Raw genomic sequence first — 25,940 nt, forward strand, 5'->3', positions numbered from 1 at the left:
GCGGACGGGAAGCAAGATGCAAAAATGGAAAAGCATGCCCGGCCAAAACAGCGTTCGGCTGGCGGTCGGGACATGGGTGAGGGCAGGATTTTACCGCCAAACGGGAGGGGGTGCCCAAGATTTGAGCAAATAATCGCAAGCCCCGGCGCCGGCGCGCCGCCGGGGCCGGCGAGGCGTTGTCCGAGGCCGGGCCTCAGCGCCGCATGCCGTACATCATCTGGTGCGCCAGCGCGTGCTTCAAGGGCGGCAGGCATGCCAGCGCGGCCAGCGAGGCCCCGCGCGCGTGGGCCGCGAGCGGGGAGGGCAGGGCGAACACGCGCGGCAGGAAGTCGGTGACGCCGATGGTGACGGCGCGATCGAGCCGGTGCCGCGCGGCAAAGTCCTGCAGACTGCGCGGCGTGCATCCCGTGCGCAAGGCGTCGGCCAGCACGAAGGCATCGCGCAGGCCCAGGTTCAGGCCCTGGCCGGCGACCGGATGTAGCGTTTGCGCCGCATTGCCGATAGCCACGGTACGTCCGCGCACCGTCACCGGCGCCGCGTTCAGGCCGAGCGGGAAGGCGTGGCGCTTGCCCGCGAGCGTGAAGCGCCCCATGCGCGGGCCGAAGGCCGCGCCGAGTTCGGCAACGAACTCGGCCTCGGGCAAGGCCAGGCGCCGGGAGGCTTCGTCCGGCGCGCAGCACCACACCAGCGCGTAGCCCGCGACGCCGTGGTCGTCATGCGGCAGCAGCGCCAGCGGCCCCTCTTCGGTGAAGCGCTCCCAGGCCCAGCCGGGCCGCGGCGCGCTGCAGCGGACGTGGCCGATGATGGCGGTCTGCCCGTAGTCGCGATGCCAACCGCGCGGGCCCGGTCCTGCCGGCACCTGCCGCTGGAACAGGCCGCCCTCGGCCTGCACCGCGATGCGGGCCGCGAACACGGCGGGCTGGCCGTCGGCACCGGTACCCGACAGGCGCACGATGCCGGCGGCGGCTCCGGCAGCGGTTCCGGCGGCGTCTTCCACAGCATCGATCCGGGTCTGGAAGACCCGGGTCAGCCGCGGCGCGCCGGCCGCGGTCCGGGCCTGTTCCAATGCCCGCTCCAGGGCCTGGCACAAGTCGCCGTAGCGGACCACGTAGCCCAGTGCCGGTACTCCGTAGTCCTCGCGGTGCAGCGCCACGTGGCCGAAACGGCCCTGCTGCGACACGTGGATATGCTCGATCGGGGTGACCTGGGCCGGCCAGGCGCCGAGGGCATCGAGCAGCTCGCGGCTGCCGTGCGACAGGGCCAGCGCGCGCGGATCGTGCGCAGCGCGGGCAGGCGTGGCGGCGTCGATCAGCGTGACGCGCAGGTCGGTGCTGCGCAGCAGCTGGCAGGCCAGGGCCAGGCCGACAGGGCCGCCGCCGGCGATGGCGACGTCGGCGGCATCCAAGGCGACGTCCGAGGGAACATCCGCGGCCGCCCCGGGCGTGCCGAAGGAATCAGGGCTTGCCGGCTTCGTCATGAGGAGGCGGGGAGGCGTCGGAGGCGGGGTGCTCGGCGCCAGCGCCGCGCTTCCAGCAGATGGCGTCGGAGCGGGATTTGCCGGCATCGGCGTCGCGCCGGGCATTGTCCAGCTTGTGCTGGTCGAAGCCGGGCAGGGCTTGCAGCCTGGCCAGCAGCGCGCCGTAGTTGACGGCCGCGGCCGGCACCACGCAACCCTGGCCGCTGTCGGCGGCGCCGACCAGGATCAGCCAGAGAGCACCGTTCCAGGGGGCGCGATCAGAGACACGTATCACCACGCGTTCGAGTGCGTCCCATGTCACTTCTTCGCGTTGGCCGTCGGGGCGGTGGACCACGGCCCGGTCTTCGAACAGGTTGATGACGAAGGGCTCGTCGGGGGTGGCCTGCGGATGCGCGGCGGCCGGCCGGCCGCCGGAAAGCAGGTTGCGCAGCCAGGCAATCATCGCGGCCCGCCTTCGCGCATGAGTGCCTCGATCTCGTCCGCCTTGACCGGCACGCCGCGCGTGATCAGCTCGCAGGCGCCGCCGGTGACGACCGCGTCGTCCTCGATGCGGATGCCGATGTGCCAGTAGCGCTCCGGCACGTCCTCGGCCGGGCGCACGTAGATGCCCGGCTCGACGGTCAGCACCATGCCGGGCTCCAGCGCGCGCCACGGCCGCTCGGTGCCGGCCGCGGCCAGGCCCGGCACGCGGTATTCGCCCACGTCGTGCACGTCCATGCCGAGCCAGTGGCCGGTGCGGTGCATATAGAAGCGGCGGTAGCTGCCATTGGCCAGCACGTCGTCCAGCGTGCCTTCCTGGTTGCGGTCGAGCAGGCCCGTGTCGAGCATGCCTTGCGCCAGCACGCGCACGGCAGCGTCGTGCGGCACGTTGTACGGCACGCCGGCGCGCGTCTCGGCGATGGCCGCTTCCTGTGCCGCCAGCACCAGGTCGTACAGCTCGCGTTGCGCAGCAGAAAAACGGCCGGACACGGGGAAGGTGCGGGTGATGTCGGAGGCGTAGCCGTCGAGTTCGCAGCCGGCATCGATCAGGCACAGGTCGCCGTCGCGCAGTTCGGCCGGGCCGGCGCGATAGTGCAGCACACAGGCGTTGGCACCGGTCGCGACGATAGAGTTGTAGGCCACGCTCTGCGCGCCGTGGCGGCGGAACTCGTACAGCAGCTCGGCCTCCAGGTGGTACTCGCGCAGGCCGGCGCGGCTGGTGCGCATGGCCCGCACGTGAGCCTGCGCTGAGATCTCGCCGGCGCGGCGCATCACCGCCAGCTCGCCCGCGTCCTTGAACAGGCGCATTTCGTCGAGCACGTTGTGCAGGTCCAGCACGGTGGCCGGCACCGCGACACCCGAGCGCGACAGCGCGCGCACGGCATCGAGCCAGCGCCGCACCTGGCGGTCGATGCGCGAGCTGGCGGCCAGCGGATAGGCCAGCACGGCGCGGTCGGCCAGCAGCGCGGGCAGCCGCGCATCGAGTTCCTCGACCGAATGCGCCTCGTCGAAGCCGAACGCCGCGAGTGCGCCCTCGGGACCGTAGCGGAAACCGTCCCAGATCTCGCGCTCTTCATGCTTGGGCCGGCAGAACAGGATGCTGCGGTCGGCGCCGGCCTCGGCGCCGGCGACCAGCACCAGCACGGCCTCGGGCTCGGTGAAGGCGCTCAGGTAGTAGAAGTGGCTGTCGTGCCGGTACGGGTAGTCGCTGTCGCGGTTGCGCATGGCTTCCGGGGCGGTGGGCAGGATCGCCACGCCGCCGCCGGCCGCGCGCAACTGCTGCAGTACGCGTGCGCGGCGTTCGCGGCAGGCCGCGAGGAGGGCAGGTTCGGGTGCGGACATGTGAGGGCCGGGAAGTCTGTTCGATGGATTCGATTCTACCGCCGCCGCTGCGTTCCCTGCACCCGGAGGCGCGCCGGGGGGCCGCGGGCCGGGGGCCGTCAGAGCGGTGCGGCCAGTCCCGCCGCGCGCAGTTCGCGGTCCAGTTCGGCCAGCTGGGCCGGCGTGCCGACGTTCTCCCAGCGCCCCTCGAAGCGCTCGCCGCTGGCCGCGCCGGAGGCCATGGCGGCGCGATAGAGGGGCGTCATCGGCACCTTGTCGCCGGCAGCGATGTGCCGGAACCAGCGCGTGTCGTACAGGCCGATATTGCCGAAGGTGAGCCGCTCGGCGCCGGCGGGGGCGTCCTGCCACAACCGGCCGGCGGCGTCGAGGGCGAAGTCGCCACCCGGATGGAAGGGCGGGTTGGGCACCATCACCAGGTGCATGCGGGGCTGTGCCGCCCCGGCCATGGCGCGCGCGCGCGGCAGCAGGCTGGCGTAGTCGAAGTCGCAGAAAACGTCGCCCGAGACGGCCAGGAAGATCTCCCCCGTCTGCGCTGGCGCGGTGTCGGTGCCGGCACCGCTGCCCGCACCGGTCAGCAAAGGCAGCGCCTGCGCCACCCCGCCCGCCGTCTCCAGGGCGCTGGCTTCCGGCGAGTAGGACAGCTTCACGCCGAAGCGCGCGCCGTCGCCCAGTTCGGCCTCGATGCGGAGGCCGAGCCAGGCGTGGTTGATGACGATCTCGCGCAGGCCGGCGCGCGCCAGCGCCTCGATCTGCCAGACGATCAGGGGTTTGCCGCCCACGGCCAGCAGCGGCTTCGGACAGGTGTCGGTCAGGGGCCGCATGCGTTCGCCGCGTCCGGCGGCGAAGATCATCGCTTTCACAACAGGTACTCCAGGGCTGCCAGCGCGGCCATGCCGCCGGCGATGGTCCAGCCGATGCTGCGCGTGCGCGCGGCGATCAGGATGGCCACCGCGCCGGCAAGCAGGCGCGCGTTGCCGGGGCTGAGGTCGAGGTGACCATCGCGCATCAGCAGGTCGGGGGCGATCAGGGCCGACAGCATGGCCGGCGGCACGAACTGCAGCGAGGTGCGGAACCAGGACGGCAGGCGCACGCGACCCTCGAGCGCGATGAAGGACAGACGGATCAGGAAAGTGGCGAGGCCGGCTCCGACGAACACGGCCAGCAGGACCAGGTCGCTCATGCTGCGCTCCCGCGGCGCCGCCTCGGGCCGTGCCGGTCGCCTTCCGGGGTGCCACCGTGCTCGCGGGGCCGGCCGGAACGCTTGCCGCGGTCGCGCAGCAGCATGCCGGCGGCGATGCCGCCCAGGGCCGCCGCCATCAGCCCCGACTTGTGCGGCAGCCCGTGGCAGGCCACGGCCAGCGCGCTGGCCACCAGGGCCGCGGCGAGCTGGGCGCGGTGCTTGAGCGCCGGCACGATGATGCCGATGAAGGTCAGCGGCAGGAAGAAGTCGAGCGGCCAGTGGCGCGGCACCTGCGCGCCGACCAGTACGCCGGCCAGCGTCGAGACCTGCCATCCGGCCCACAGCGCGAAGCCCGCGCCGAAGAAATACCAGTGGCGATAGGGGCCGGCGCCGCGGTCGGCGCTGCCGCCATCCAGCCGGCGCGTCATGGCGGCGAAGGCTTCGTCGGTCAGCAGGTAGGCGATCAGCGCTTTCCAGCCGCGCGACAGCGGTGCCAGCGCTGGCGCCATGGTGGCCGAGTACAGCGCATGGCGCAGGTTGACCATGGCCACCGTCAGGGCCATCACCAGGGCCGGCGTGCCGGCCGCCCACAGCTGGGTCAGGATCATCTGCGAGGCGCCGCCGAAGACGATGGCGCTCATGGCGCAGGCCAGCCAGGCCGGCATGCCGGCATTGACCGCCAGCACCCCATAGATCAGGCCGAAGGGCGCCACACCCAGCAGCATCGGGGCCAGCGCGCGCACGCCGGCCCACCACTCGCCGGCGCGGGCCGCGCCGGCGGCCGGCCTGGCGGTACTCGGGTCGGGCACGGCGCGCCCTTCAGAAGGTATAGCCGGCGGCCCGCTCGACGCCTTCGAGTGCATCGAACAGGCGGACCAGCTTGCGCAGCTCGCTATAGCGGCCGGCCACCTGGCGCGCGTACTTCAGCACCAGCGGCAGGTTGGCCAGGTAGCCGTCCTTGCCGTCGCGGTGATAGAGGCGGGCGAAGATGCCCAGCACCTTCAGGTGGCGCTGCAGGCCCATCCACTCGAAATCGCGGTAGAAATCGCCGAAGTCGGCCGCCACCGGCAGGCCGGCGCGGCGCGCGCGTTCCCAGTAGCGGATCAGCCAGTCGAGCTGCTCCTCTTCTTCCCATTCGATATACGCGTCGCGCCACAGCGAGACGGCGTCATAGGTGATGGGGCCGATCACCGCGTCCTGGAAGTCCAGGATGCCGGGATTGGCTTCGCCGTCCAGCACCATCAGGTTGCGCGAATGGTAGTCGCGGTGCACGTAGACCTGCGGCTGCGCCAGGTTGTTGGCCAGCAGCGTGTCCATGACCTCGCGCAGGTCGGCCTGCTGGGCGGTGCTCGGCGTGACACCCAGATGCCGCGCCACATACCACTCGGGGAACAGGTCGAGTTCGCGCTGCAGCAGGGCGCGGTCGTAGGCCGGCAGCGCGCCGGGACGGGTCGCGGCCTGGATGCGAACCAGCGCGGTCGCGGCGTCGCCATAGAGCTGGCGCGCATTGGCGGGGTCCAGGCGCGACAGGTAGGTCTGGTGGCCGAGATCGGTCAGCAGCAGGAAGCCTTGCGCCAGGTCCTGTTCCAGCACGCGCGGTACCGTCACGCCCGCCGCGCCGAACAGCTCCGACACGTGGATGAAGGGGCGGCAGTCCTCCTGCGCGGGCGGCGCATCCATCACGATCAGTGTGGCGTGGCCGGGACGCGCGCTGTTGACGCGGAAGTAGCGCCGGAAGCTGGCGTCGGCGGAGGCCGGGGTACAGGAATCGGGGTCGATCGACCAGGCCGGACCCAGTGATGCGACCCAGGATTTGAGCGCGTCCAGGCGTGTGTCGGGGGGAAGTGCTGCCATGCCGGAAGTAGAGGATAGGATGCCCCGTATAATACCCGACCAGACCCGGGCGCCGGGCGCCCGGACCGCGGGCGTCGGGCGGCCCGATAGCCTGTACCGGAAGGGCGCGGCGGTTCGCGCAGGCTGCCCCGACCCGACTGACTACCCGCTCGCATGACCGTCAAACCACGACCACCGAACAAGAAGGCAAACCCAGCGACGTTGCGCATGGCCGGCAGGCTGCCGGCCAGCGCGCTGCGGCCGCTCGTGCTGGCGATGGCCGGATGGTGGTCGGCCGGCCTGCACGCGCAGGCCGTCGGCTCGGGCATTCCCGACCTCCCGGTCGCCGAACCGGCCGTGGAGCAGGCGCCGGAGGTGCCGCCGGTGGCGGGCCAACTGGTGCCGAAGCTGCCCGAGCCGGAAACCGTGCGCAAGGAGCCGGACGCCAGGCCCCCGGTCTTCGTTTCCGGCGACCGCATGGACGGCTACAACGAGCGCGGCGTGGCGGTGCAGGGCGACGCCGAGCTGCGCAACGACGGCAAGGTGATCAAGGGCGACCGCCTGACCTACGACCAGGACACTGACGAGGCCTTCGTCCAGGGCAACGCCCGCCTGTCGCAGAACGGCACGCTGGCCGTGGGCCCGGAGGGGCGCATGCGCGTCGAGGCCAACGAAGGCTACATGCTGTCGCCGGACTACTATTTCCAGCAGACCGGCGGCAACGGCAAGGCCGAACGCATCGACTTCCTCGACAAGGACCACACCAGCATCCAGCGCACCAGCTACACGACCTGCTCGCCGGACAACGCGGACTGGTACTTCAGCGCGCGCCAGGTGGACATCGACAACGACCGGCAGGTCGGGGTCGCCTACGGCGCAGTGATGCGCTTCTTCGACGTGCCGGTGTTCGCCACGCCGATGATGAGTTTCCCGCTGACCGGCGAGCGCCGCAGCGGCGTGCTGGCGCCGCTGTTCTCCTACGGTTCGCGCTCCGGGTTCGACGTCACGGTTCCGTACTACTTCAATATCGCGCCCAACCGCGACCTGACGCTGTACCCGCGTGTGCTGACTTCGCGCGGTTTCCAGCTCGGTGAGGATTTCCGCTACCTGGGTGATGGCTATTCCGGGCGCATCCGCGGCGAATTCCTCCCGGACGATCAGAAGACGGGGACGAACCGCTGGGCCTATTCGGTACAGCACAGCCAGTTGCTGGCGCCGGGCCTGGGCGCCTATGTCAACGTCAACAAGGTCTCGGATGATGCCTATCCGACCGACCTGACGCGCAGCCTGTCGCAGGCCACCACCTTCCAGTACACGCAGGAAGGCGGCGTGACCTACAACTGGAACGGCCTGAGCGTGCTGGCGCGCGTGCAGAAGTTCCAGACCCTGGCACCGAACGGGCCATCGTACAATCGTGAACCGCAGCTCAACGTCAAGTACTCGCGCTATGACCTGGGCGGCTTCGACGTCCAGGTAGAGAGCGACTATTCGCGTTTCCGCATCCCGCTGACGACCACCGGCTTCCAGCAACCCGAAGGGGATCGCCTCTTCATCCAGCCGTCGATCAGCTACCCGATCGTGCGCGCGGGCTGGTACGTCAAGCCCAAGCTCATCTTCAACGCGACGCAGTACCAGATGGAGGCGGCGTCGAACACGCCCGGCAACTCCAATTCGCTGACGCGCACGGTGCCGACCTTCAGCGTCGACTCCGGCATGACCTTCGAGCGTGATGCGCCCGGCATCAGCCGCCTGTTCGGCGTCAACTATGTCCAGACGCTGGAACCGCGCCTGTTCTACGTCTACACGCCGTTCCGCGACCAGGGCCAGTTCCCGCTGTTTGATACGGTGCAGTCGGATTTCGGCTACGGCCAGATCTTCACCGAGAATCCGTTCACCGGCTACGACCGCATCGCCGACAACAACAAGGTGACGGTCGGCGTGACCACGCGCCTGATCGAAGCGGAAACCGGGGTGGAGCGTTTCCGCGGCACCCTGGCCCAGCGCGTCAACTTCAAGGGCCAGCAGGTGCAGATCGGGGGCTCGCCGACCATCGACGCCAGCTCCGGCCCGTCCGACCTGCTCGGCGCGGCCACGGTGCAGCTGTTCCGCGGCTACTACCTGGATACCGCGCTCCAGTACAATCCGGACACCGACCGCGTCGACTACACCAATGTCAGCTTCGCGTGGCGGCCCGAGACGCGCAAGCTGTTCAATATCGGCTACCGCTACCGCCGCGCGACCTCGGTGACCGACAACAGCGCGATCGACCAGCTCGAGACGTCCAGCCAGTGGCCGCTGACGCGCCGCCTGTACGGCATCGGCCGGGTCGCCTTCGACCTGAGCGCCAGCCAGCTGGTCGATGCGCTGGTCGGCTTCGAATATGCGGCGGATTGCTGGGTGGGCCGCTTCGTCTACCAGCGTTTCCGCAATACGACGAACGGCTATACCGGCCGCTTCTTCTTCCAGGTCGAGCTGCGCGGCTTGTCCAAGATCGGCACCAATCCGCTGGATCTGCTGCGCCTGAACGTGCCGGGCTACCAGCCCGTGCCGGTGCAGGCCGTGCAGCCCTCCCAGCTCGACCACTACGAATGACGGACCATGATGACACGTCGAGATTTCGCTGCTCTTTCTTCTTCGATCCTGCTTCGTCGCATGCTGGCCTGCCTGTTGCTGGCCACCGTGGCGGCGCCGGCCGGAGCCCAGCTCAAGGCCCCCGCGCCCGGCCGTGCCAGCGGCATCTTCATGCCGCAGGCCGGAGGCGCCAGCGCGCCGGCGGCCCAGCCGGCCCTGGGGGTGACCACGCCTGGCGCCAGCGCCAAGCGCTCGCAGCTGGTCGATGAAGTGGTGGCCATCGTCAACAACAGCGTCATCACCCGGCGTGAACTGCTCGACCGCGTCGACGAGATCGAGAACCAGCTGCGTGCTGCCAACCGCCCGGTGCCGCCGCGCGCCGACCTCTTGTCCGAAGTGCTGGAGCGCCTGGTCACCGAGCGCGTGCAGACGCAGGCGGCACAGGAAGCCGGCATCCGCGTGACCGACCAGGAAGTGGACCGTGCTGTCGAGTCGGTGGCCCAGCAGAACCGCATCGGCGTGAACGACCTGCGCGCCCAGGTCGAGCGTACCGGCATGACCTGGAGCAAGTACCGCGAGGAGCTGCGCAAGCAGGTGGCGGTGATCCGCCTGCGCGAGCGCGAGGTGGACTCCAAGGTGCAGGTCTACGACGGTGAGATCGACAACTACCTGGCCGCGCGCGGGCAGGGTGCCGCCGACAGCGGTCCGACCGAATACAACGTGGCCCAGATCCTGGTGCGCGTGCCCGAAGATGCCAGCGAAGCCCAGAAGGCAGCGTTGAGGACCAAGGCCGAAGGCCTGCTCAAGCAGGCCCAGGCGGGCGCCGATTTCGCCCAGCTGGCCCAGACCAGCTCGGACGGCACGGAGGCCGCCGGCGGCGGCAACCTCGGTTTCCGCGAGATCGGACGGCTGCCGGCGCTGTTTGCCAATGCCATCCTCGACCTGCCGGTGGGCAACGTCGCCCCGCAGGTGATCGAGAGCGGCAACGGCTTCCATATCCTCAAGCTGGTCGCCAAGCGCTCCGCACCGGGCACCGATCCGGCCGCGCCGCAGCATATCCAGCAGACCCAGGTGCGGCACATCCTGATCCGCACCGGCCCCAACATGCCGGAGGCGGAAGCCAAGCGCCAGCTCACCACGCTGCGCGACCGCCTGACCCATGGCGGTGACTTTGCCGATGCGGCCCGCCGCTACTCGCAGGACGGTTCGGCACAGGCCGGCGGCGACCTCGGCTGGGTCTCGCCGGGCGAGCTGGTGCCCGAGTTCGAGCAGGCCATGAGCCGCCTGCGTCCGGGCGAGATCTCGGAGCCCATCGTCACGCAGTTCGGCGTGCACCTGATCCAGGTGCTGAACCGCCGCGAGACCGAGGTGTCGCCGGAGAAGCAGCGCGACTTCGCCCGTGCCGAGATCCGCGAGCGCAAGCTGCGCGCCGCCTATGATGACTGGGTGCGCCAGCTGCGCCAGGCCGCCTATGTGGAGTACCGCCTGAACCGCGACCGCTGAGCGGCCGCCGGCCGCTTGCTCAGCGCTCCCCGATCGTCACCGCCATGTCAGAGCCTCTCTCCCTCGCCATCACCACCGGCGAACCCGCCGGCATCGGCCCCGATATCACCATCGGCGCCCTGCTGCAGCTGGCGGCTACGGAAGGTGGCCTGCGCTTCCACGTGCTGGGCGACGCGCGCCTGATGCGCGCGCGCGCCGAGGCGCTCGGGGTCGCGCACGCCTGGGAACGGCTGCAGGCCGAAGGCAAGGTGGTGGCGCAGGACATCGCACTGGCCGTGGCCAGCGAACCCGGACGGCTCGACGCGCGCAATGGCTGCTATGTGCTGGCGCTGCTCGATGCGGCGATGGATGGCTGCCTTGCCGATGGCGGTCCGGCACGCTACGCGGGCATGGTCACGGCACCGGTGCAGAAGAGCACCATCAATGATGCCGGCATTCCCTTCACCGGCCATACCGAATACCTGGCCGAGCGTTCCGGCACCTCGCGCGTGGTGATGATGCTGGCCGGTCCCCAGCCCGCGCACGGCAATGCCATGCTGCGCGTGGCGCTGGCCACCACCCACCTGCCGCTGCGCGCCGTGCCCGATGCGCTCGACGTGCCGATGCTGCTGGAGACGTTGCGCATCATCGACGCTGACCTGCGCCACCGCTTCGGCCTGGCGCGGCCGCGCATCCTGGTCACGGGGCTCAACCCGCATGCCGGCGAGAGCGGCCACCTGGGCCGCGAAGAGATCGACGTCATCGTGCCGGCGCTGCAGCGCGCGGTCGATGCCGGCATCGATGCCCGCGGCCCCTATCCGGCCGATACGCTGTTCCAGCCGCGCCACCTGGGCGAGGCCGACTGCGTGCTGGCCATGTATCACGATCAGGGCCTGGCCCCGCTGAAATACGGCACCTTCGGTCACGGTGTCAACATCACGCTGGGCCTGCCCTTCATCCGGACGTCGGTCGACCACGGCACCGCCCTCGACCTGGCCGCCAGCGGTCGCGCCGAGCACGGCAGCATGATCGAGGCCATCCGCTGCGCCGCCGAGATGGCGGGCCATGCCAGCGGACGCCACCGACGCGCCGGAGCCTGACGAGAATCCATGCGTTCCAACGTGCACCAGGGCCATGTGGCCCGCAAGCGCTTCGGCCAGAACTTCCTGGTCGATGACGGCATCATTCACGGCATCGTCAATGCCATCGATCCCCAGCCGGACGACGTACTGGTCGAGATCGGCCCAGGCCTGGGCGCCCTGACCGGGCCGCTGCTGGAGCGCCTGCCGCGCATGCAGGTGGTCGAGCTCGACCGCGACCTGGTCGAACGCCTGCGGCGCCGCTTCGGCGAGCGCCTGGCCATCCATGCCGGCGACGCGCTGGCCTTCGATTTCGGCAGCCTGTTCCAGGCCGGCCACCCGCTGCGCATCGTCGGCAACCTGCCTTACAACATCTCCAGTCCGCTGCTGTTCCACCTCGCGCAGTTCGCCGATCTCGTGCGCGACCAGCATTTTATGCTGCAGAAGGAGGTGGTGGAGCGCATGGTGGCGCAGCCCGGCAGCAAGGCCTTCGGGCGGCTGTCGATCATGCTGCAGGTGCGCTACTACATGGAGTACGTGCTCGACGTGCCGCCGTCGTCGTTCAACCCGCCGCCCAAGGTCGATTCGGCCGTGGTGCGCATGATTCCCTGGCCGCGCCAGGCCGACGGCAGCCTGCGCTCGCCTTACCCCGCCTGCGACATCACGGTGCTGGGCGACGTGGTGGCGGCCGCCTTCTCGCAGCGGCGCAAGGTGCTGCGCAATACGCTGTCGATGCTGCGCGACCAGGTCGACTTCGAGGGCATGGGATTCGATCTCGGCCGCCGCGCCGAGGAGGTGCCGGTCGAGGAGTACGTCGAACTGGCGCGGCGCATCAGCGCGGCCGCCTGAGCGGCGCGGCCCACGCGCCGCGCAGGCACGTCACTGCCGCCGGTTGACCAGCACGATGCCGGCCAGCACCAGCACAGCCGCCGCAGCGAAGCGCGGGCCCACGGCATCGTGCATCAGCAGCACGCCGAAGGCCACGCCGAACAGCGGGGTCAGGAAGGAGAACACCGACAGCCGCGAGGCCAGGTAGCGGCCGAGCAGCCAGAACCAGGTCAGGTAGCTGAGGAAGGCGATCAGCACCGACTGGTAGAACAGGCTCGCCAGCACCAGGCCGTTGACGCGTGCGTCGGCGGCCTGCCCGCTCGCCAGCGCCATGACCAGCAGCAGCACGGCCGAGACCGCCAGCTGGTAGAGCAGGGTCTTGCTGGCCGGGGCGCTGGACAGGCGCGAGGCGCGCACGACCACCGTGGTCGCCGCCCAGAGCGCGCCGGCCAGGATGCCGAGCGCGTCGCCCAGCAGGGTGCTGCCGCGCTGTCCGTGACCGGCGAGGCCGTCGGCGAAGGCCAGCGCCATGCCGGCGAAGGCCAGCACCACGCCCAGCCACTGCCCGCTGCGCAGTTTCTCGCCGTCCACCGTCAGGTGCAGGCCCAGCGCGGTGAAGATCGGCGCTGTATAGAGGAAGACCGCCATGCGCGAGGCAGTGGTGTGGCCCAGGCCGACGAAGATGCAGTAGAACTCCGCGCCGAACAGCAGCCCGGCCGCCAGGCCGGCGCCCAGCGTGCCGTCGCGCCGCCACAGCGGCGTGCCGCGCCACAGCGCGAAGCCGAGCACCAGCAGCGCCGCGATGGCGGAGCGCAGCCCGGCCTGCAGCACGGCGCCCATCAGCGGCACGGTGGCCTTGATGACCACCTGCTGCAGCCCCCAGACCGCGCACAGCGCCACCATCAGCCCGGTCGCCATGCCGTCGAGCGGGCGCCGCGCCGATGGCGCTGCCGTCATCGTCATGTTCAGGGGCGGCTGCTGTCGCGGGTGGAGTGGCGTTCGATCAGTTCGATCTTGTAGCCATCCGGGTCCTCGACGAAGGCGATCACCGTGGTGCCGCCCTTGACCGGACCGGCCTCGCGCGTGACCTTGCCGCCGACCGCGCGGATGCGCTCGCAGGCGGCCGCGGCGTTATCGGTTTCCAGCGCGATGTGGCCGTAGGCGGTGCCCAGCTCGTACTGGTCGACCCCGTAGTTGTAGGTCAGCTCGAGGACCGCGGTCTCGCTTTCGGGGCCGTAGCCGACGAAGGCCAGGCGGTACTTGTATTCGGGATTGTCGCTTTCGCGCAGCAGGGTCATGCCCAGCACGCGGGTATAGAAGTCGATCGAGCGCTGCAGGTCGCCGACGCGCAGCATGGTGTGGAGGAGTCGCATGAATAGTCCTTCTGCCGTGGGGACGGGAGTCGAGGGAGAGGCGCTATTCTAGTCCGGATGCGGGTTTGGCGCCGGCCGTGGCATGGCGGGCGGACCGCTGCGTCACCGCGCGGCTCGGCCGTGTTCAGAAGGTGGGCAGCAGCTCGGGCGGGTGCGCGCGCAGCTGGGCACGCGCGTCGCGGAATTCCGGGAAGATCGACTCCACGGTTTCCCAGAAGCGCGGGCTGTGGTTCATTTCCTTCAGGTGCGACAGCTCGTGCGCGGCCACGTAGTCGATCATCGACAGCGGAAAATGCAGCAGCCGCCAGTTCAGGCGGATCTTGCCGTCGGCCGTGCAGCTGCCCCAGCGCGTGGCGGCCGAGGTCAGTGCGAAGGCGTTGTGGCGCACGCCGAGCTTGTCGGCATAGTGGTCGAGCCGCTCGGCCAGCAGGCGGCGCGCCTGCTGCTGCATCCAGCCCTGCACACGGTCCTTGATCTGCTGCTCGTCGGCGTGCGAGGGCAGGGCCAGGTGCAGGGTGGCCTGATCGGCATCGAACAGCAGGATGCCGGCCGGCGATTCCAGCTGCAGCGTGATCGGGCGGCCGAGGAAGGGCAGGCTCGCGCCTTCGCGCCACTGCATGGCGGGCAGCACGCGGCGCGCTTCGCGGTGCCGCCACTCCCCCAGTTTGGTGAAGATCCAGCGTTGCTTCTCGAAGATGGCGGCTTCGACGTCGGCCAGCGTGACCCAGCGCGGCGCCGTGATGGACAGGCCGCGGTCGTCGACGGTGAAGCCGATGGTGCGCCGGCTCGAGCGCTTGAGGGTGTAGTGCAGCAGCCGTTCGCCGACCTGCAGGGCGCGCGCGTTGGGCTGCGGCGCCGGCCACGGTAGCGCGGCCGGCGTCTCCGGCGGCTGGCCTTCGGCCAGCGGCAGCTCGAGCTGCGCGCCTGGCGTTTCGGTGGCCGGCCGCAGCAGCCTCATGCCGCCTCCCGGCGGTAGCTGTCGGCGTCGATGCGGCGCATCTCGGCCTCGACCCATTGCTGGACCGCCTGGTTGACCTGCTCGGCGGTCTGGTTGGCGGTGGCAATGGCGGGGCCGATCGAGATGGTGATCAGGCCGGGATACTTCCGGAAGGAGTTGCGCGGCCAGACCCGGCCGGAGTTCACGGCGATCGGCAGTACCCAGGCGCCGGTCTCGACCGCGAGCCGCGCACCGCCGCTCTTGTAGCGCGGCGCCGCCATGCCGGAAGGCGTGCGCGTGCCTTCGGGGAACATGATGATCCAGGCCCCTTCCTGCAGGCGCTTGCGCCCCTGCTTTACCGCCGACGAAAAGGCGCGCGGGCCTTCCTTGCGGTTGATGTGCACCATCTTGAGCATGCCCAGCGCCCAGCCGAAGAAGGGCACCAGCAGCAATTCGCGCTTGAAGACGAAGCACAGCGGCTTGGGCAGGGTGGCCACGTAGGCGATGGTTTCCCAGGCCGATTGATGCTTGGACAGCAGCACCACCGGCTTGTCGCGCATCGCCTCCAGGTGTTCCCAGCCTTCGAAGCGGTAGCGGATGCCGCAGATCCCGCGCGCCGCCCAGATCACCAGCCTGGGCCAGCCGCGCACGAAGGCGAAGCGGCGCTCGGCACTCATGAAGGGAAAGACGAGGAAGCAGGCGCAGGCGTAGGGCGGCGTCAGCACCAGCAGGTACAGCGTGAACAGCAGGGAGCGGAGAAAGAGCATGGAAGGAGGCTCGGGTTCAGGAGGCGGCCGCCGGCTTGCCGGCACCGGCCAGCAGCCAGCGCGAGAAGGCCTGCAGGTCGTCGTGGACGCGGGTGCCGTCGGGCAGGCCGCCTTTATCGAGGGTGCCGCGCCCCTTGCCGGTCAGTACCAGGTGCGGGCTGCAGCCTACCGCCACGCCGGCCTGCAGGTCGCGCAGCGCGTCGCCGACCACCGGCACGCCCTTGAGCTCGACGCCGTAGCGCGCGGAGATCTGTTCGAGCATGCCGGGGCGCGGCTTGCGGCAGTCGCAGTCGTCGGCAGCCGTGTGAGGGCAGAAGAAGACGGCGTCGATGCGCCCGCCCAGGCCGGCCAGCAGCTTGTGCATCTTCTCGTGCATGGCATTGAGCGTGCTCATCTCGAACAGGCCGCGGCCGATGCCCGACTGGTTGCTCGCCACCAGCACGCGGTAGCCGGCCTGGTTCAGCGCGGCGATCGCCTCCAGGCTGCCCGGAATGGGGATCCACTCGTCGGGCGACTTGATGAACTGGTCGCTGTCGAGATTGATGACCCCGTCGCGGTCCAGGATGATGAACTTGGGAGGCGTCTGCGGCATGGTCGGTGCGGCGTTGTGGGCGGTTCCGGGACGGCGGCGTTCAGGCCGCCAGCTTGGAGATGTCGGCGACGCGGTTGGCCAGCGCGTGCAGCGAGGCCAGCAGGGCCAGGCGGTTGGCGCGCAGCGCCGCGTCCTCGGCCATCACCATCACATCGTTGAAGAAGCGGTCGACCGCCTCGCGCAGTTGCGCCAGGTCGCGCAGCGCCGCGGTGAAGTCGCCGCGCGCGAAGGCTGCCTCGACGCCCGGGCGGGCACGCTCGATGGCGGCATGCAGCGCGCCCTCGGCGTCTTCGCGGAACAGGTCGGCGCGCAGCGCCGGCACTGCTTCGGTGTTCTTGCGCAGGATGTTGGTGATGCGCTTGTTGGCCGCGGCCAGTGCCTCCGCTTCCGGCAGCGCGGCGAAGGTGCGTACGGCCTCGACGCGGCCCAGCACGTCGTCGAGGGTGTCCGGGCGCAGGCTCACCACGGCCTCGACCTCGTTGGTGGTGTAGCCTTTTTCCTTCAGGTAGCCGCGCAGGCGGTCATAGAGGAAGTCGCTGATGGCTTCCCGCGCGGGCTTGACCGCCGGCGCACCGGCGAAGGCCTGTTCGGTCAGTTCCAGCAGGCGGCTCAGCGGCAGCGCCAGCGGCTTCTCGACCAGCATGCGCAGGATGCCCAGGGCGTGGCGGCGCAGCGCGAACGGGTCCTTCTCGCCGGTCGGCTGCAGGCCGATGCCCCAGATGCCGACCAGCGTCTCGAGCTTGTCGGCCAGTGCCACCGCGGTGCTGACCGCGCCGGCCGGCAGCGCATCGCCGGCGAAGCGTGGGCGGTAGTGCTCGGAGCAGGCCAGGGCCACTTCCTCGGCTTCGTCGTCGTGGCGGGCGTAGTAGGTGCCCATGGTGCCCTGCAGTTCGGGGAACTCGCCCACCATGTCGGTCAGCAGGTCGGCCTTGGCCAGTTCGGCGCCGCGCATTGCCGCCGCCTTGTCCACCGCCACGCCGGCCGCGTCCATCGCGTCGGCGATATGGCCGGCGATCTGCTGCAGGCGCTGCACGCGATCGAGCTGGCTGCCGATCTTGTTGTGGTAGACCACGCTGGCGAGCTGCGGCACGCGCGAGGCCAGGGTCCGCTTGCGGTCCTGGTCGAAGAAGAACTTGGCGTCGGCCAGGCGCGGCCGCACCACGCGCTCGTTGCCGCTGATGATCGATTGCGGCGTTTCGGTGGCCAGGTTGGAGACGATCAGGAAGCGGTTGCGCAGGTGGCCGTCGGCATCGGTCAGCGCGAAGTACTTCTGGTTGGTCTGCATGGTCAGGATCAGGCATTCCTGCGGCACGGCGAGGAAGGCCTCCTCGAAGTGGCAGGGATAGACCACCGGCCATTCCACCAGCGAATTCACTTCGTCCAGCAGCGCGTCGGGCATGACCACGCGGTCGGCGCCGGCCTGGGCCAGCAGCTCGCCGCGGATGCGCTCGCGGCGCTCGGCATAGCTGGCCACCACGCGGCCGGTCGATTCGAGCAGGGCCGCGTACCGGGTCGCGTGCGGGATCTCGATGGTGCCTTGCGACAGGAAGCGGTGGCCCTGGGTCAGGTTGCCGGCCTGCAGGCCCAGCACCGACACCGGCACCACTTCGGCGCCGTGCAGCGCGACCAGGCGGTGGGCCGGCCGCACGAAGTGCACGGTGCTGCCGTCCGGGCGCTGGTAGCTCATCAGCTTGGGGATGGGCAGCTTGGCCAGCATGTCGTCCAGCGCGGCCTGCAGGCCCTCGGCCAGCGCTGCGCCGCGTGCCGTGTAGCGATAGAAGAAGGCCTCGGCCTTGCCATCCGAGGCCCGTTCCAGCGTCTGCCAGTCGATGGATTCGACGCCGGTCGACTTGGCCAGCGCGGCCAGCTTCTTGGTCAGCGGTGCGCTGGGAGCACCGGTGGCATCGAGGGCCACCGACAGCGGCAGGACCTTTTCGCGCTGTTCACGGTCCGGCGCGGTGCGGCGCACGCCCGAGACCAGGGCGGCCAGCCGGCGCGGCGTGGCGAAGGGGGTGACGGCAGCGTCGGCCTCCAGCAGCCCGCGCGCGCCGAGACCGGCGAACAGGCCCTCGGCGAAGGCGTCGCCCAGGCGCGCCAGCGCCTTCGGCGGCAGCTCTTCGGTGAACAGTTCGATCAGCAGCGAGTCGGTCATGGGTTGCGACATGAATCGTTTCCAACAGGTTGTGTCCCGCGCTGCGATCAGCAGTGCGGGCCGGTATTAGGTTCTACGCCCGACAGCAGCCACAGGCCGTTCTGCTGACGGAACTGCAGCGTCGTGGCGCACTCGCCGGGCGGGCCGCCGGTGCCGCGCCCCGGCGTGGCCGGGAAGCGCGCGTCCAGGCGCTGCGCGCGCCGGTCGTAGCGGATCTCGTCGATCTGCCCGCCGACCCAGAAGTCGATGCGCGGCGGCAACTGCGCCGCCGAATAGTAGGTCCTCAGCCGCTTGCGCACGTGGCCGTTGCGCACCTCGCTGTCGAGCCAGGTCAGCGGGTAGCGGATCGCGCTTTCGTAGGCGCGCAGCTGCACCCGGTGCCAGCCCAGGTCCTTCGAGCCCGACAGGTCGCAGGAGAAGGAGCGCACCAGCTGGGTCCACTGGTCGATCGCCTTCAGCGAGGGCTGCCAGTGGCGCAGGATGGCCTGCTGCAGCGCCTGCTGGTCGGCCTCGCAGATATTGGACAGCGCGGCGGGCAGGTACAGCGCTTGCGGCGAGGGCATGCCCGTGCTGGCGCGCGCGCCGGCCGCCGGCGCTGCGGCCAGCGCCAGGGCGGCGGCTGCGCAGCACAGCTTGCTGCGCACGGGAGCCATCATGCGCGGGCCTCTTCGCCGTGGCACATCGGGAAACCGAGCGCCTCGCGCGAATCGTGGTAGGCCTGCGCCACCTGGCGCGACAGATTGCGGATGCGGCCGATATAGGCGGCACGCTCGGTCACGGAGATGGCGCCGCGCGCATCAAGCAGGTTGAAGGTATGGGCGGCCTTGAGCACCTGCTCGTAGGCGGGCAGCGCCAGCCGCGGCGCGCCATCGGCGGCTTCCATCAGCCGCTTGGCTTCGCCCTCGTGCTCGGCGAAATGGCGGAACAGGATGTCGGCGTTGCTCTGCTCGAAGTTGTAGGTCGACTGCTCCACTTCGTTCTGGTGGTAGACGTCGCCATAGGTGAGGCGGCGGGTCTTGCCGTTCTCCTGCCACTCGGTCCAGACCAGGTCGTAGATGTTCTCGACCTTCTGCAGGTACATGGCCAGGCGTTCGATGCCGTAGGTGATCTCGCCGGTGATGGGCTTGCAGTCCAGGCCGCCGACCTGCTGGAAGTAGGTGAACTGCGTCACTTCCATGCCGTTGAGCCAGACTTCCCAGCCCAGGCCCCAGGCGCCCAGGGTGGGGTTCTCCCAGTCGTCCTCGACGAAGCGGATGTCGTTCTGCTTCAGGTCCAGGCCCAGGGCCTCCAGCGAGCCGAGGTAGAGCTCCAGGATGTTCTCCGGCGCCGGCTTGAGCACCACCTGGTACTGGTAGTAGTGCTGCAGGCGGTTCGGGTTGTCGCCGTAACGGCCGTCCTTGGGGCGGCGCGACGGCTGCACATAGGCGGCGCGCCAGGGCTCGGGCCCGATGGCGCGCAGGAAGGTATGCACGTGCGAGGTGCCGGCGCCGACCTCCAGATCGATGGGTTGCAAGAGAGCGCAGCCCTGCCGGTCCCAGTAGGCCTGCAGGGTGAGGATCATTTGTTGGAAGGTCAGCATAGGCGAAGACTCGGGGTGGGGGCCGCGGGGCGGCCATCACGGCCACGTGCGCCATCAGGCGCGGCAGGCGCGTGCCAAACCCTGAATTCTATCGGTTTTTTCCCCCGCTCCGGCCAAGCCGGGCCAAGGCTCTCGCGGCATGCGCCCGGGCGGCGGCGAAGGGGGCCGTGCGGCTGTCGGGGAATCGCAACGCATGGGGTAAATCCCAGGGGGGGTCAAGACTCTGCCGATACGCGCCGATACCGTTTTTGTATACAGTATTGATGCGCAGCCGGAGATACTGGATACGTCACGCAAACGGTCGGGCCCGGCTGCCCGATAACACCGATAAATGGGGGACAAGCATCATGGCCTTTCTCGCACGCAAGCCTTATCTCGTCGCGATTGCCGTCATGGCAGCGGCTGCGCTGCTGTCGATCGCCGGCGGCATCGCCGCCTGAGCGGCATCCCGGCGCCGCGCTCAGGCGCGGCGCCGGGCCCGCCAGAACGCCAGCAGCGCCAAGGCCAGGCAGGCCGTCAGAAGCGGCGCATTGCCCCAGCGCACATAGGGCGTTAGCCCCTGCATGCCCTGCACCGTGGCCACCAGCGTGCCGACCGTGAAGGTCGGCAGGCGCTGCGCCACCGTGCCGTCGGGAAGTACCACCGCCGTCATTCCGGTATTGGTGGCGCGCAGCATCGGCCGGCGCGTCTCCAGCGCGCGCATGCGCGAAATCTGCAGGTGCTGGTCGAGCGCGATGGTGTCGCCGAACCAGGCCAGGTTGGTCACGTTGGCGAGCACGTTGGCCGGCACCGCCTGATCGCGCAGCGTCTGCGCGATCTCCTCGCCGAACAAATCCTCGTAGCAGATGTTGGGCGCGACGTGGATGCCGTGCACCGGCAGCGCCGGCTGGTCCAGCCCGCCGCGGCGGAAATCGCCCAGCGGCATCTTCATCATATTGACGAACCAGTGGAAGCCGAAGGGGATGAACTCGCCGAAAGGCACCAGGTGGTGCTTGTTGTAGCGGTATAGCTGCGCGGTCTCCGGCCCCAGGCCGAACACGCTGTTGGTGAAGTCGGTCGGCGAGTCGGCGCCGGCCGCGCCGAACAGCACGGTGCTGCCGCTGTGCTGCACGTAGTCGCGGATGGCGATGGCGATGTCTACCGGCAGGTCCTGCAGGATCAGCGGGAAGGCCGTCTCGGGCGTTACCACCAGGTCCGTCGGGGCTGCCGTGATGAGGTCACGGTAGAGCTCCAGCGAACGTTGCACGCCGACCGGCTCGAATTTCATGTCCTGCGGCACGTTGCCCTGCAGCAGGCGCACGCGGATCGGCTGGCCGGCCGGCTGCGTCCAGGCCAGCGGCACCAGCGCGGCACCGGCCAGCGGCAGGGCCAGCGCGGACGCCAGCGCCACCAGGCCGGTACGGCGGCCGTCCCGGCCGGCGCCCAGCGTCCCGGCCGCCGCAGTCAGCAGCGCTGCGCAGGCGGCCGAGAGGGCGCCGATGCCGTAGACACCGACCAGCGGTGCGTAGCCGGCCAGCGGCCCGTCGGTGTGGGCGTAGCCGCCCGACAGCCAGGGGAAGCCGGTGAAGACCACGCCGCGCAGCCATTCCGACAGGCCCCACAGCGCGCCGAAGGCGAGCGGCAGCAGCAGCGCGGCCGCTGCGGTGGGGACGGCGGGGGCGGCGCGAGCCGGCGGGCGCAGGCGCGTTCCCAGCCAGTGCCAGGCGGCGGCGGCCAGCGCCGGGTAGAGCGAGAGGTAGAGCGCGAACAGCAGCACCGCCAGCGAGGCCATCCAGGCCGGCATTTCGCCGTAGACGTGCATGCTGATGTAGAGCCACCAGATGCCGGACAGGAACCAGCCCAGGCCGAAGGCATAGCCGGTCGCGGCCGCGTCGCGCGGGCGCGGGGCGCGTGCCAGCAGCGCACACAGTCCGGCCAGGGACAGCAGTTGCAGCCACCACCACGTATGCGGGGCGAATGCCTGCGTGTGCGCCACGCCCAGTATCGCGGCGAGTGCCAGGCGGCCGGCGGTCTCGCGCGAGCGTACCGCGCCGGAAGCGGCGCCCAGCACCTGGGTGGGCTCCGTCATGCGCCCGCCACGGAGACTGCTGCGGGCTCGGGTTCGCGCTGCACCAGCAGCAGGTGCACCTGGCGCGCGTCGGCGCGCAGCACCTCGAAGTGCATCGGCGGCAGCGTCACCACTTCGCCGCGGTGCGGCACATGGCCCAGGTGGGTGGTCAGCAAGCCGCCCACGGTGTCGACGTCATCGTCCGAGAACTGCGTGCCGAAGGTCTCGTTGAACTGCTCGATCTCGGTCAGGCCATGCACGCGCCAGCCACCGCCGGGCAGCGGCACGATATTGTCCTCGTCCTCGTCGAGGTCGTACTCGTCCTCGATGTCGCCCACGATCTGCTCGAGCACATCCTCGATGGTCACCAGGCCGGCGACGCCACCGTACTCGTCGACCACCATGGCGATGTGGTTGCGGTTGATGCGGAAATCGCGCAGCAGGATGTTCAGCCGCTTGGACTCGGGGATGAACACCGCCGGGCGCAGCGCCTCGCGCAGGTCGAAGTGTTCGTCGGTGAAGTAGCGCAGCAGGTCTTTCGCCAGCAGGATGCCGATGACATTGTCGCGGCTGCCCTCGTAGACCGGGAAGCGCGAGTGCGCGGTCTGCTGCATGAAGGGGATGAAGGCCTCCGGCGCGTCGGCGATGTTGACCATGTCGATCTGGGCGCGCGGCACCATGATGTCGCGCGCGGTCAACTCGGAAACCTGGAACACGCCCTCGATCATGGAGAGCGAGTCGGCGTCGATCAGGTTGCGCGCGTGCGCATCCTGAAGCACCTCCAGCAATTCGGAACGGGATTCAGGCTCGGGGGAGATGAAGTCCGAGAGGCGTTCGAGCAGGGATCTGGGACGATCTGCAGGCTTCGAACTGGGATAAGGGTCGTTCATGTCGCGACGAGCGCGTAGTGGATATCGCTTGAAGGATACACTAAAAGCCCGTGGCGCCAGATGTCAGCATGTGTGCTTCAAGCGGCATGCCATGGTTGCCGTGCGGGAGGGGCCGCGCGCGAGGCGAGCGCCCCCCGCGCCGGCCGCCGGCCTCAGTCGCGGATGCTGCGGTAGGGGTCGGCGTAGCCGAGCGCCTGCAGCGTCTCGGTCTCGATGGCTTCCATTTCCTCCGCCTCGGCATCGTCCTCGTGTTCGTAGCCCTGGGCGTGCAGCACGCCGTGCACGATCAGGTGCGCATAGTGGGCTTCCAGAGGCTTGCCCTGCTCACGCGCCTCCGCTTCGACCACCGGGCAGCACAGCACGATGTCGGCCGTCACCGGGTCGTCCACGCTTTCGGCGTAGGCGAAGGTCAGCACATTGGTGGCGTAGTCCTTGCCGCGGTAGCTGCGGTTCAGCGCGCGGCCTTCTTCCTCACCGACGAAGCGCAGGGTCAGCGTGGCATCGGCATACAGGGCCGACTTGACCCAGGTCTCGATCCTGCGGCGCGGCGGCAGGCCGGCGCGCTTGCCGATGCCTTCGCCGGTCTGCACCTCGAGTTCCAGCGCCGGCGGCGAGGCAGGCGTGCCGGTGGTGGTGGTCTGGGGCGTGGCGGTGATGGCCACCGCCAGCGCGTCGTGGTTGTCCGGCCGTACCAGCAGGCCGGCCTGCTGGCGGGTGTCGGTGTGCTCGGCCACCAGCGCGACCACGCCGTCGGCGGCCTGCGACAGGTCGATGGTCAGGCTGCGGCCGTCGGGCAACTGCACGCGCAGTGCGTGGGCGGCACTCTTGCGGGCGCGGCCGTCGGCGTCGAACAGCGTCAGGGCCGGGGCGGCGGCAGGGGAAGGCGTGCGGGATTTCAAGTCAGGCGTCCTTGTGCTGGGCGTGGAATTCGTCGTAGGCGTCGACGATGCGCGCCACCAGCGGGTGGCGCACCACATCGGCGCTGGAAAAGCGCGTCGAGGCGATGCCGCGCACGTCGCGCAGCACGTGCTGGGCTTCCACCAACCCGCTCTTCTGCCCGCGCGGCAGGTCGATCTGGGTGGTGTCGCCGGTGATCACCGCCTTGGAGCCGAAGCCGATGCGGGTGAGGAACATCTTCATCTGCTCGGGCGTGGTGTTCTGCGCCTCGTCGAGGATGATGAATGAATGGTTCAGCGTGCGCCCGCGCATATAGGCCAGCGGTGCGATCTCGATCATCTGGCGCTCGAACATCTTCTGCGTGCGGTCGAAGCCGAGCAGGTCGTAGAGCGCGTCATAGAGCGGGCGCAGGTAGGGATCGACCTTCTGCGCCAGGTCGCCCGGCAGGAAACCGAGGCGCTCGCCGGCCTCCACGGCCGGGCGCGTCAGCACGATGCGCTTGACCGAATCGCGTTCGAGCGCATCCACCGCGCACGCCACCGCCAGGTAGGTCTTGCCGGTGCCGGCCGGCCCGATGCCCATGGTCAGGTCGTGCGACAGGATATTGCGCAGGTAGTCGCGCTGCGCCGGCGTGCGCCCGTGCAGGCCCGCGCGGCGCGTGTGCAGCACCGGCGACTCGTCGGCCGGCGTGCCATCGGCGCTGTCGTCGCCTGCCTCGACCGGCAGGTAGGCGCCGTGCGCCCCCACCTGGCGCGTCTCGACCAGGCCGAGCTGGACGTCGTCGATCGACAGTGAGGTGCGTGCCTGGTTGTAGAAGCGCTCCAGCGCGGCGGCGGCCGCGCTGGCGTTGGCGCCGCGCACTGTCATGCGGTGGGCGCGGCGCTGGATGGTCACGTCGAGCGCCTGCTCGATCTGGCGCAGGTTCTCGTCCAGCGGCCCGCACAGGTTCTGCAGGCGGGTGTTGTCGTCCTTGGGGGCGACGAATTCGGCGGTGGGAATCTTCATCGTGGGCGGATCGCTCCGGCTGTCTTCTTCTGCGGTGTCTTGGTCTGGCGGTCCGGCTGGGCGCGCCGCTTACTGGCGCACCACCAGCTCGCCGCGCAGCGAGTGCGGGAAGGCCTCGGTGATGCTGACCTCCACCATCTGGCCGATCAGGCGCTCGCGGCTGGCCTGCGGCACGCCCGGCAGCGCGAAATTCACCACGCGGTTGTTCTCGGTGCGTCCGTGCAGCTCGGTCGGGTCCTTGCGCGCCGGGCCTTCCACCAGGATGCGCTGGACCGTGCCGACCATGCCCTGGCTGATGCGTTGCACGTTCTCCTCGATGGTGGCCTGCAGGTGTTGCAGGCGGCGCAGCTTGACCTCGTGCGGGGTGTCGTCGTGCAGGCTGGCCGCGGGCGTGCCGGGGCGCGGGCTGAAGATGAAGGAGAAAGAGGTGTCGTAGCCGATCTCCTCGATCATCGCCATCAGCTTGTCGAAGTCGGCCTCGGTCTCGCCGGGGAAGCCGACGATGAAGTCCGAGGACAGCGACAGGTTCGGCCGCAACGTGCGCAGCCGGCGGATGATGCTCTTGTACTCCAGCACGCTGTAGCCGCGCTTCATCGCCATCAGCACGCGGTCGGAGGCGTGCTGCACCGGCAGGTGCAGGTGGTCGACCAGCTTGTCGCAGCGGCCGTACAGCTCGATCAGCCGCGAGGTGAATTCCTTCGGGTGGCTGGTGGTGTAGCGGATGCGCTCGATGCCCGGGATCTCGGCCACGTACTCGATCAGCAGCGCGAAGTCGGCGATCTCGCTGGTGCCGCCCATGGCGCCGCGGTAGGCGTTGACGTTCTGCCCCAGCAGCGTCACTTCGCGCACACCCTGCTCGGCCAGCCCGGCCACCTCGGCCAGCACGTCCTCGAAGGGGCGCGAGACCTCGTCGCCGCGCGTATAAGGCACCACGCAGTAGCTGCAGTACTTGGAGCAGCCTTCCATGATCGAGACGAAGGCGCTGGGGCCTTCCACCCGCGCCGGCGGCAGGTGGTCGAACTTCTCGATCTCGGGGAAGGAGATGTCCACCTGCGAGCGACCGGTCTCCTTGCGGCGCTCGATCAGCTCGGGCAGGCGGTGCAGCGTCTGCGGGCCGAACACGACATCGACATAGGGCGCGCGCGAGACGATGGCGGCGCCTTCCTGGCTGGCCACGCAGCCGCCCACGCCGATCACGAGGTCCGGCTTGGCCGCCTTCAGGGCCTTCATGCGGCCGAGTTCGGAGAACACCTTCTCCTGCGCCTTCTCACGCACCGAGCAGGTGTTGAACAGGATCACGTCGGCTTCCTCGACGCGGTCGGTGGCTTCCAGCCCTTCGCTGGCGCGGAGTACGTCGACCATCTTGTCGGAGTCGTACTCGTTCATCTGGCAGCCGTAGGTTTTGACGAAGACTTTCTTCATGGTGCCGA

Annotated in this window: 24 protein-coding genes; 4 read left to right on the forward strand and 20 right to left on the reverse strand. The window is 69.8% G+C overall.

Annotated features, from left to right (window positions below):
• Positions 1–193 precede the first annotated feature (193 nt).
• From BKK81_RS04890 to BKK81_RS04920, 7 genes are all read right to left on the reverse strand, one after another.
• Positions 194–1,477 (reverse strand): UbiH/UbiF/VisC/COQ6 family ubiquinone biosynthesis hydroxylase, encoded by a 1,284-nt coding sequence (locus BKK81_RS04890; protein WP_083383933.1) that lies wholly within the window; start codon positions 1,475–1,477, stop codon positions 194–196.
• A complete protein-coding gene (locus BKK81_RS04895; protein ID WP_071011060.1) occupies positions 1,455–1,919 on the reverse strand; it encodes a hypothetical protein in 465 nt (154 codons plus the stop codon). The genes BKK81_RS04890 and BKK81_RS04895 overlap by 23 nt, the downstream gene beginning before the upstream one ends.
• Positions 1,916–3,298 (reverse strand): aminopeptidase P N-terminal domain-containing protein, encoded by a 1,383-nt coding sequence (locus BKK81_RS04900; protein ID WP_071011062.1) that lies wholly within the window; start codon positions 3,296–3,298, stop codon positions 1,916–1,918. Before BKK81_RS04900 ends, BKK81_RS04895 begins: the two co-directional genes overlap by 4 nt.
• Before the next feature lie 98 nt (positions 3,299–3,396).
• Complete coding sequence (gene murU / locus BKK81_RS04905) at positions 3,397–4,158, reverse strand: N-acetylmuramate alpha-1-phosphate uridylyltransferase MurU (RefSeq protein ID WP_071011064.1); 762 nt, start codon at positions 4,156–4,158, stop codon at positions 3,397–3,399.
• Entirely contained in the window at positions 4,155–4,478 is a 324-nt protein-coding gene (locus BKK81_RS04910; RefSeq protein WP_071011066.1) for an AzlD domain-containing protein, read from the reverse strand. The genes murU and BKK81_RS04910 overlap by 4 nt, the downstream gene beginning before the upstream one ends.
• A complete protein-coding gene (locus BKK81_RS04915) occupies positions 4,475–5,203 on the reverse strand; it encodes an AzlC family ABC transporter permease (protein WP_231908024.1) in 729 nt (242 codons plus the stop codon). Before BKK81_RS04915 ends, BKK81_RS04910 begins: the two co-directional genes overlap by 4 nt.
• A 94-nt stretch (positions 5,204–5,297) precedes the next feature.
• Entirely contained in the window at positions 5,298–6,332 is a 1,035-nt protein-coding gene (locus tag BKK81_RS04920) for an aminoglycoside phosphotransferase family protein (protein ID WP_071011069.1), read from the reverse strand.
• Positions 6,333–6,485: 153 nt separating this feature from the next.
• Between BKK81_RS04920 and BKK81_RS04925 the strand changes: the two genes are divergently transcribed.
• The 4 genes from BKK81_RS04925 to rsmA are packed head-to-tail and all read left to right on the forward strand — an operon-like array spanning position 6,486 to position 12,292.
• The gene (locus tag BKK81_RS04925; protein WP_071011071.1) at positions 6,486–8,903 is read left to right on the forward strand and encodes an LPS-assembly protein LptD; all 2,418 of its coding nucleotides are present in this window, start codon (positions 6,486–6,488) and stop codon (positions 8,901–8,903) included.
• 9 nt (positions 8,904–8,912) lie between these two features.
• The gene (locus tag BKK81_RS04930) at positions 8,913–10,385 is read left to right on the forward strand and encodes a peptidylprolyl isomerase (protein ID WP_071016064.1); all 1,473 of its coding nucleotides are present in this window, start codon (positions 8,913–8,915) and stop codon (positions 10,383–10,385) included.
• Positions 10,386–10,429: 44 nt separating this feature from the next.
• Entirely contained in the window at positions 10,430–11,464 is a 1,035-nt protein-coding gene (gene pdxA / locus BKK81_RS04935; protein WP_071011072.1) for a 4-hydroxythreonine-4-phosphate dehydrogenase PdxA, read from the forward strand.
• Between the two features lie 9 nt (positions 11,465–11,473).
• Positions 11,474–12,292 carry a 16S rRNA (adenine(1518)-N(6)/adenine(1519)-N(6))-dimethyltransferase RsmA gene (rsmA, locus tag BKK81_RS04940; protein ID WP_071011074.1) on the forward strand — a complete coding sequence of 273 codons (819 nt, stop codon included), beginning with the start codon at positions 11,474–11,476 and terminating at the stop codon, positions 12,290–12,292.
• Positions 12,293–12,322: 30 nt separating this feature from the next.
• Here the strand turns inward: rsmA and BKK81_RS04945 are convergent, their stop codons facing one another.
• The 13 genes from BKK81_RS04945 to miaB form a co-directional block, all read right to left on the reverse strand.
• Positions 12,323–13,228, reverse strand: a complete 906-nt coding sequence (locus tag BKK81_RS04945; RefSeq protein ID WP_071016066.1) for a DMT family transporter — start codon at positions 13,226–13,228, stop codon at positions 12,323–12,325.
• An 8-nt stretch (positions 13,229–13,236) separates the two neighbouring features.
• Complete coding sequence (gene gloA, locus BKK81_RS04950) at positions 13,237–13,644, reverse strand: lactoylglutathione lyase (RefSeq protein ID WP_071011076.1); 408 nt, start codon at positions 13,642–13,644, stop codon at positions 13,237–13,239.
• 124 nt (positions 13,645–13,768) lie between these two features.
• Positions 13,769–14,602: a M48 family metallopeptidase gene (locus BKK81_RS04955; protein WP_071011078.1), complete on the reverse strand. Its 834-nt coding sequence runs from the start codon at positions 14,600–14,602 to the stop codon at positions 13,769–13,771.
• On the reverse strand, positions 14,599–15,348 hold the full coding sequence (locus tag BKK81_RS04960) for a lysophospholipid acyltransferase family protein (protein WP_071011079.1): 750 nt from the start codon (positions 15,346–15,348) through the stop codon (positions 14,599–14,601). Before BKK81_RS04960 ends, BKK81_RS04955 begins: the two co-directional genes overlap by 4 nt.
• A gap of 16 nt (positions 15,349–15,364) precedes the next feature.
• Positions 15,365–15,940 carry a D-glycero-beta-D-manno-heptose 1,7-bisphosphate 7-phosphatase gene (gmhB, locus tag BKK81_RS04965; protein WP_071011081.1) on the reverse strand — a complete coding sequence of 192 codons (576 nt, stop codon included), beginning with the start codon at positions 15,938–15,940 and terminating at the stop codon, positions 15,365–15,367.
• Between the two features lie 40 nt (positions 15,941–15,980).
• Entirely contained in the window at positions 15,981–18,104 is a 2,124-nt protein-coding gene (glyS, locus tag BKK81_RS04970; RefSeq protein ID WP_071011083.1) for a glycine--tRNA ligase subunit beta, read from the reverse strand.
• A 35-nt stretch (positions 18,105–18,139) separates the two neighbouring features.
• The gene (locus BKK81_RS04975) at positions 18,140–18,748 is read right to left on the reverse strand and encodes a hypothetical protein (RefSeq protein WP_071011085.1); all 609 of its coding nucleotides are present in this window, start codon (positions 18,746–18,748) and stop codon (positions 18,140–18,142) included.
• Entirely contained in the window at positions 18,745–19,671 is a 927-nt protein-coding gene (glyQ, locus tag BKK81_RS04980) for a glycine--tRNA ligase subunit alpha (protein WP_071011086.1), read from the reverse strand. Before glyQ ends, BKK81_RS04975 begins: the two co-directional genes overlap by 4 nt.
• A 460-nt stretch (positions 19,672–20,131) precedes the next feature.
• On the reverse strand, positions 20,132–21,739 hold the full coding sequence (gene lnt, locus BKK81_RS04985; protein ID WP_071011088.1) for an apolipoprotein N-acyltransferase: 1,608 nt from the start codon (positions 21,737–21,739) through the stop codon (positions 20,132–20,134).
• Positions 21,736–22,608 (reverse strand): HlyC/CorC family transporter, encoded by an 873-nt coding sequence (locus BKK81_RS04990; RefSeq protein ID WP_071011090.1) that lies wholly within the window; start codon positions 22,606–22,608, stop codon positions 21,736–21,738. Before BKK81_RS04990 ends, lnt begins: the two co-directional genes overlap by 4 nt.
• A 152-nt stretch (positions 22,609–22,760) precedes the next feature.
• Positions 22,761–23,507 (reverse strand): rRNA maturation RNase YbeY, encoded by a 747-nt coding sequence (gene ybeY / locus BKK81_RS04995; protein WP_071011091.1) that lies wholly within the window; start codon positions 23,505–23,507, stop codon positions 22,761–22,763.
• A 1-nt stretch (position 23,508) separates the two neighbouring features.
• Positions 23,509–24,510: a PhoH family protein gene (locus BKK81_RS05000; protein WP_071011093.1), complete on the reverse strand. Its 1,002-nt coding sequence runs from the start codon at positions 24,508–24,510 to the stop codon at positions 23,509–23,511.
• 69 nt (positions 24,511–24,579) lie between these two features.
• Positions 24,580–25,932 (reverse strand): tRNA (N6-isopentenyl adenosine(37)-C2)-methylthiotransferase MiaB, encoded by a 1,353-nt coding sequence (gene miaB, locus BKK81_RS05005; RefSeq protein WP_071011094.1) that lies wholly within the window; start codon positions 25,930–25,932, stop codon positions 24,580–24,582.
• Between the last annotated feature and the right edge of the window lie 8 nt (positions 25,933–25,940).

It is taken from the genome of Cupriavidus sp. USMAHM13, from assembly GCF_001854285.1.
Taxonomy (GTDB): domain Bacteria; phylum Pseudomonadota; class Gammaproteobacteria; order Burkholderiales; family Burkholderiaceae; genus Cupriavidus; species Cupriavidus malaysiensis.

Excerpts from the sequence above, each read along its gene's own strand:
- BKK81_RS04890 (WP_083383933.1), bottom strand. The coding sequence starts at position 1,477 with ATGACGAAGCCGGCAAGCCCTGATTCCTTCGGCACGCCCGGGGCGGCC.
- BKK81_RS04895 (WP_071011060.1), bottom strand. The coding sequence starts at position 1,919 with ATGATTGCCTGGCTGCGCAACCTGCTTTCCGGCGGCCGGCCGGCCGCC.
- BKK81_RS04900 (WP_071011062.1), bottom strand. The coding sequence starts at position 3,298 with ATGTCCGCACCCGAACCTGCCCTCCTCGCGGCCTGCCGCGAACGCCGC.
- BKK81_RS04910 (WP_071011066.1), bottom strand. The coding sequence starts at position 4,478 with ATGAGCGACCTGGTCCTGCTGGCCGTGTTCGTCGGAGCCGGCCTCGCC.
- BKK81_RS04915 (WP_231908024.1), bottom strand. The coding sequence starts at position 5,203 with ATGCTGCTGGGTGTGGCGCCCTTCGGCCTGATCTATGGGGTGCTGGCG.
- BKK81_RS04920 (WP_071011069.1), bottom strand. The coding sequence starts at position 6,332 with ATGGCAGCACTTCCCCCCGACACACGCCTGGACGCGCTCAAATCCTGG.
- BKK81_RS04925 (WP_071011071.1), top strand. The coding sequence starts at position 6,486 with ATGACCGTCAAACCACGACCACCGAACAAGAAGGCAAACCCAGCGACG.
- BKK81_RS04930 (WP_071016064.1), top strand. The coding sequence starts at position 8,913 with ATGACACGTCGAGATTTCGCTGCTCTTTCTTCTTCGATCCTGCTTCGT.
- pdxA (WP_071011072.1), top strand. The coding sequence starts at position 10,430 with ATGTCAGAGCCTCTCTCCCTCGCCATCACCACCGGCGAACCCGCCGGC.
- rsmA (WP_071011074.1), top strand. The coding sequence starts at position 11,474 with ATGCGTTCCAACGTGCACCAGGGCCATGTGGCCCGCAAGCGCTTCGGC.
- BKK81_RS04945 (WP_071016066.1), bottom strand. The coding sequence starts at position 13,228 with ATGACGGCAGCGCCATCGGCGCGGCGCCCGCTCGACGGCATGGCGACC.
- gloA (WP_071011076.1), bottom strand. The coding sequence starts at position 13,644 with ATGCGACTCCTCCACACCATGCTGCGCGTCGGCGACCTGCAGCGCTCG.
- BKK81_RS04955 (WP_071011078.1), bottom strand. The coding sequence starts at position 14,602 with ATGAGGCTGCTGCGGCCGGCCACCGAAACGCCAGGCGCGCAGCTCGAG.
- BKK81_RS04960 (WP_071011079.1), bottom strand. The coding sequence starts at position 15,348 with ATGCTCTTTCTCCGCTCCCTGCTGTTCACGCTGTACCTGCTGGTGCTG.
- gmhB (WP_071011081.1), bottom strand. The coding sequence starts at position 15,940 with ATGCCGCAGACGCCTCCCAAGTTCATCATCCTGGACCGCGACGGGGTC.
- glyS (WP_071011083.1), bottom strand. The coding sequence starts at position 18,104 with ATGTCGCAACCCATGACCGACTCGCTGCTGATCGAACTGTTCACCGAA.
- BKK81_RS04975 (WP_071011085.1), bottom strand. The coding sequence starts at position 18,748 with ATGATGGCTCCCGTGCGCAGCAAGCTGTGCTGCGCAGCCGCCGCCCTG.
- glyQ (WP_071011086.1), bottom strand. The coding sequence starts at position 19,671 with ATGCTGACCTTCCAACAAATGATCCTCACCCTGCAGGCCTACTGGGAC.
- lnt (WP_071011088.1), bottom strand. The coding sequence starts at position 21,739 with ATGACGGAGCCCACCCAGGTGCTGGGCGCCGCTTCCGGCGCGGTACGC.
- BKK81_RS04990 (WP_071011090.1), bottom strand. The coding sequence starts at position 22,608 with ATGAACGACCCTTATCCCAGTTCGAAGCCTGCAGATCGTCCCAGATCC.
- BKK81_RS05000 (WP_071011093.1), bottom strand. The coding sequence starts at position 24,510 with ATGAAGATTCCCACCGCCGAATTCGTCGCCCCCAAGGACGACAACACC.
- miaB (WP_071011094.1), bottom strand. The coding sequence starts at position 25,932 with ATGAAGAAAGTCTTCGTCAAAACCTACGGCTGCCAGATGAACGAGTAC.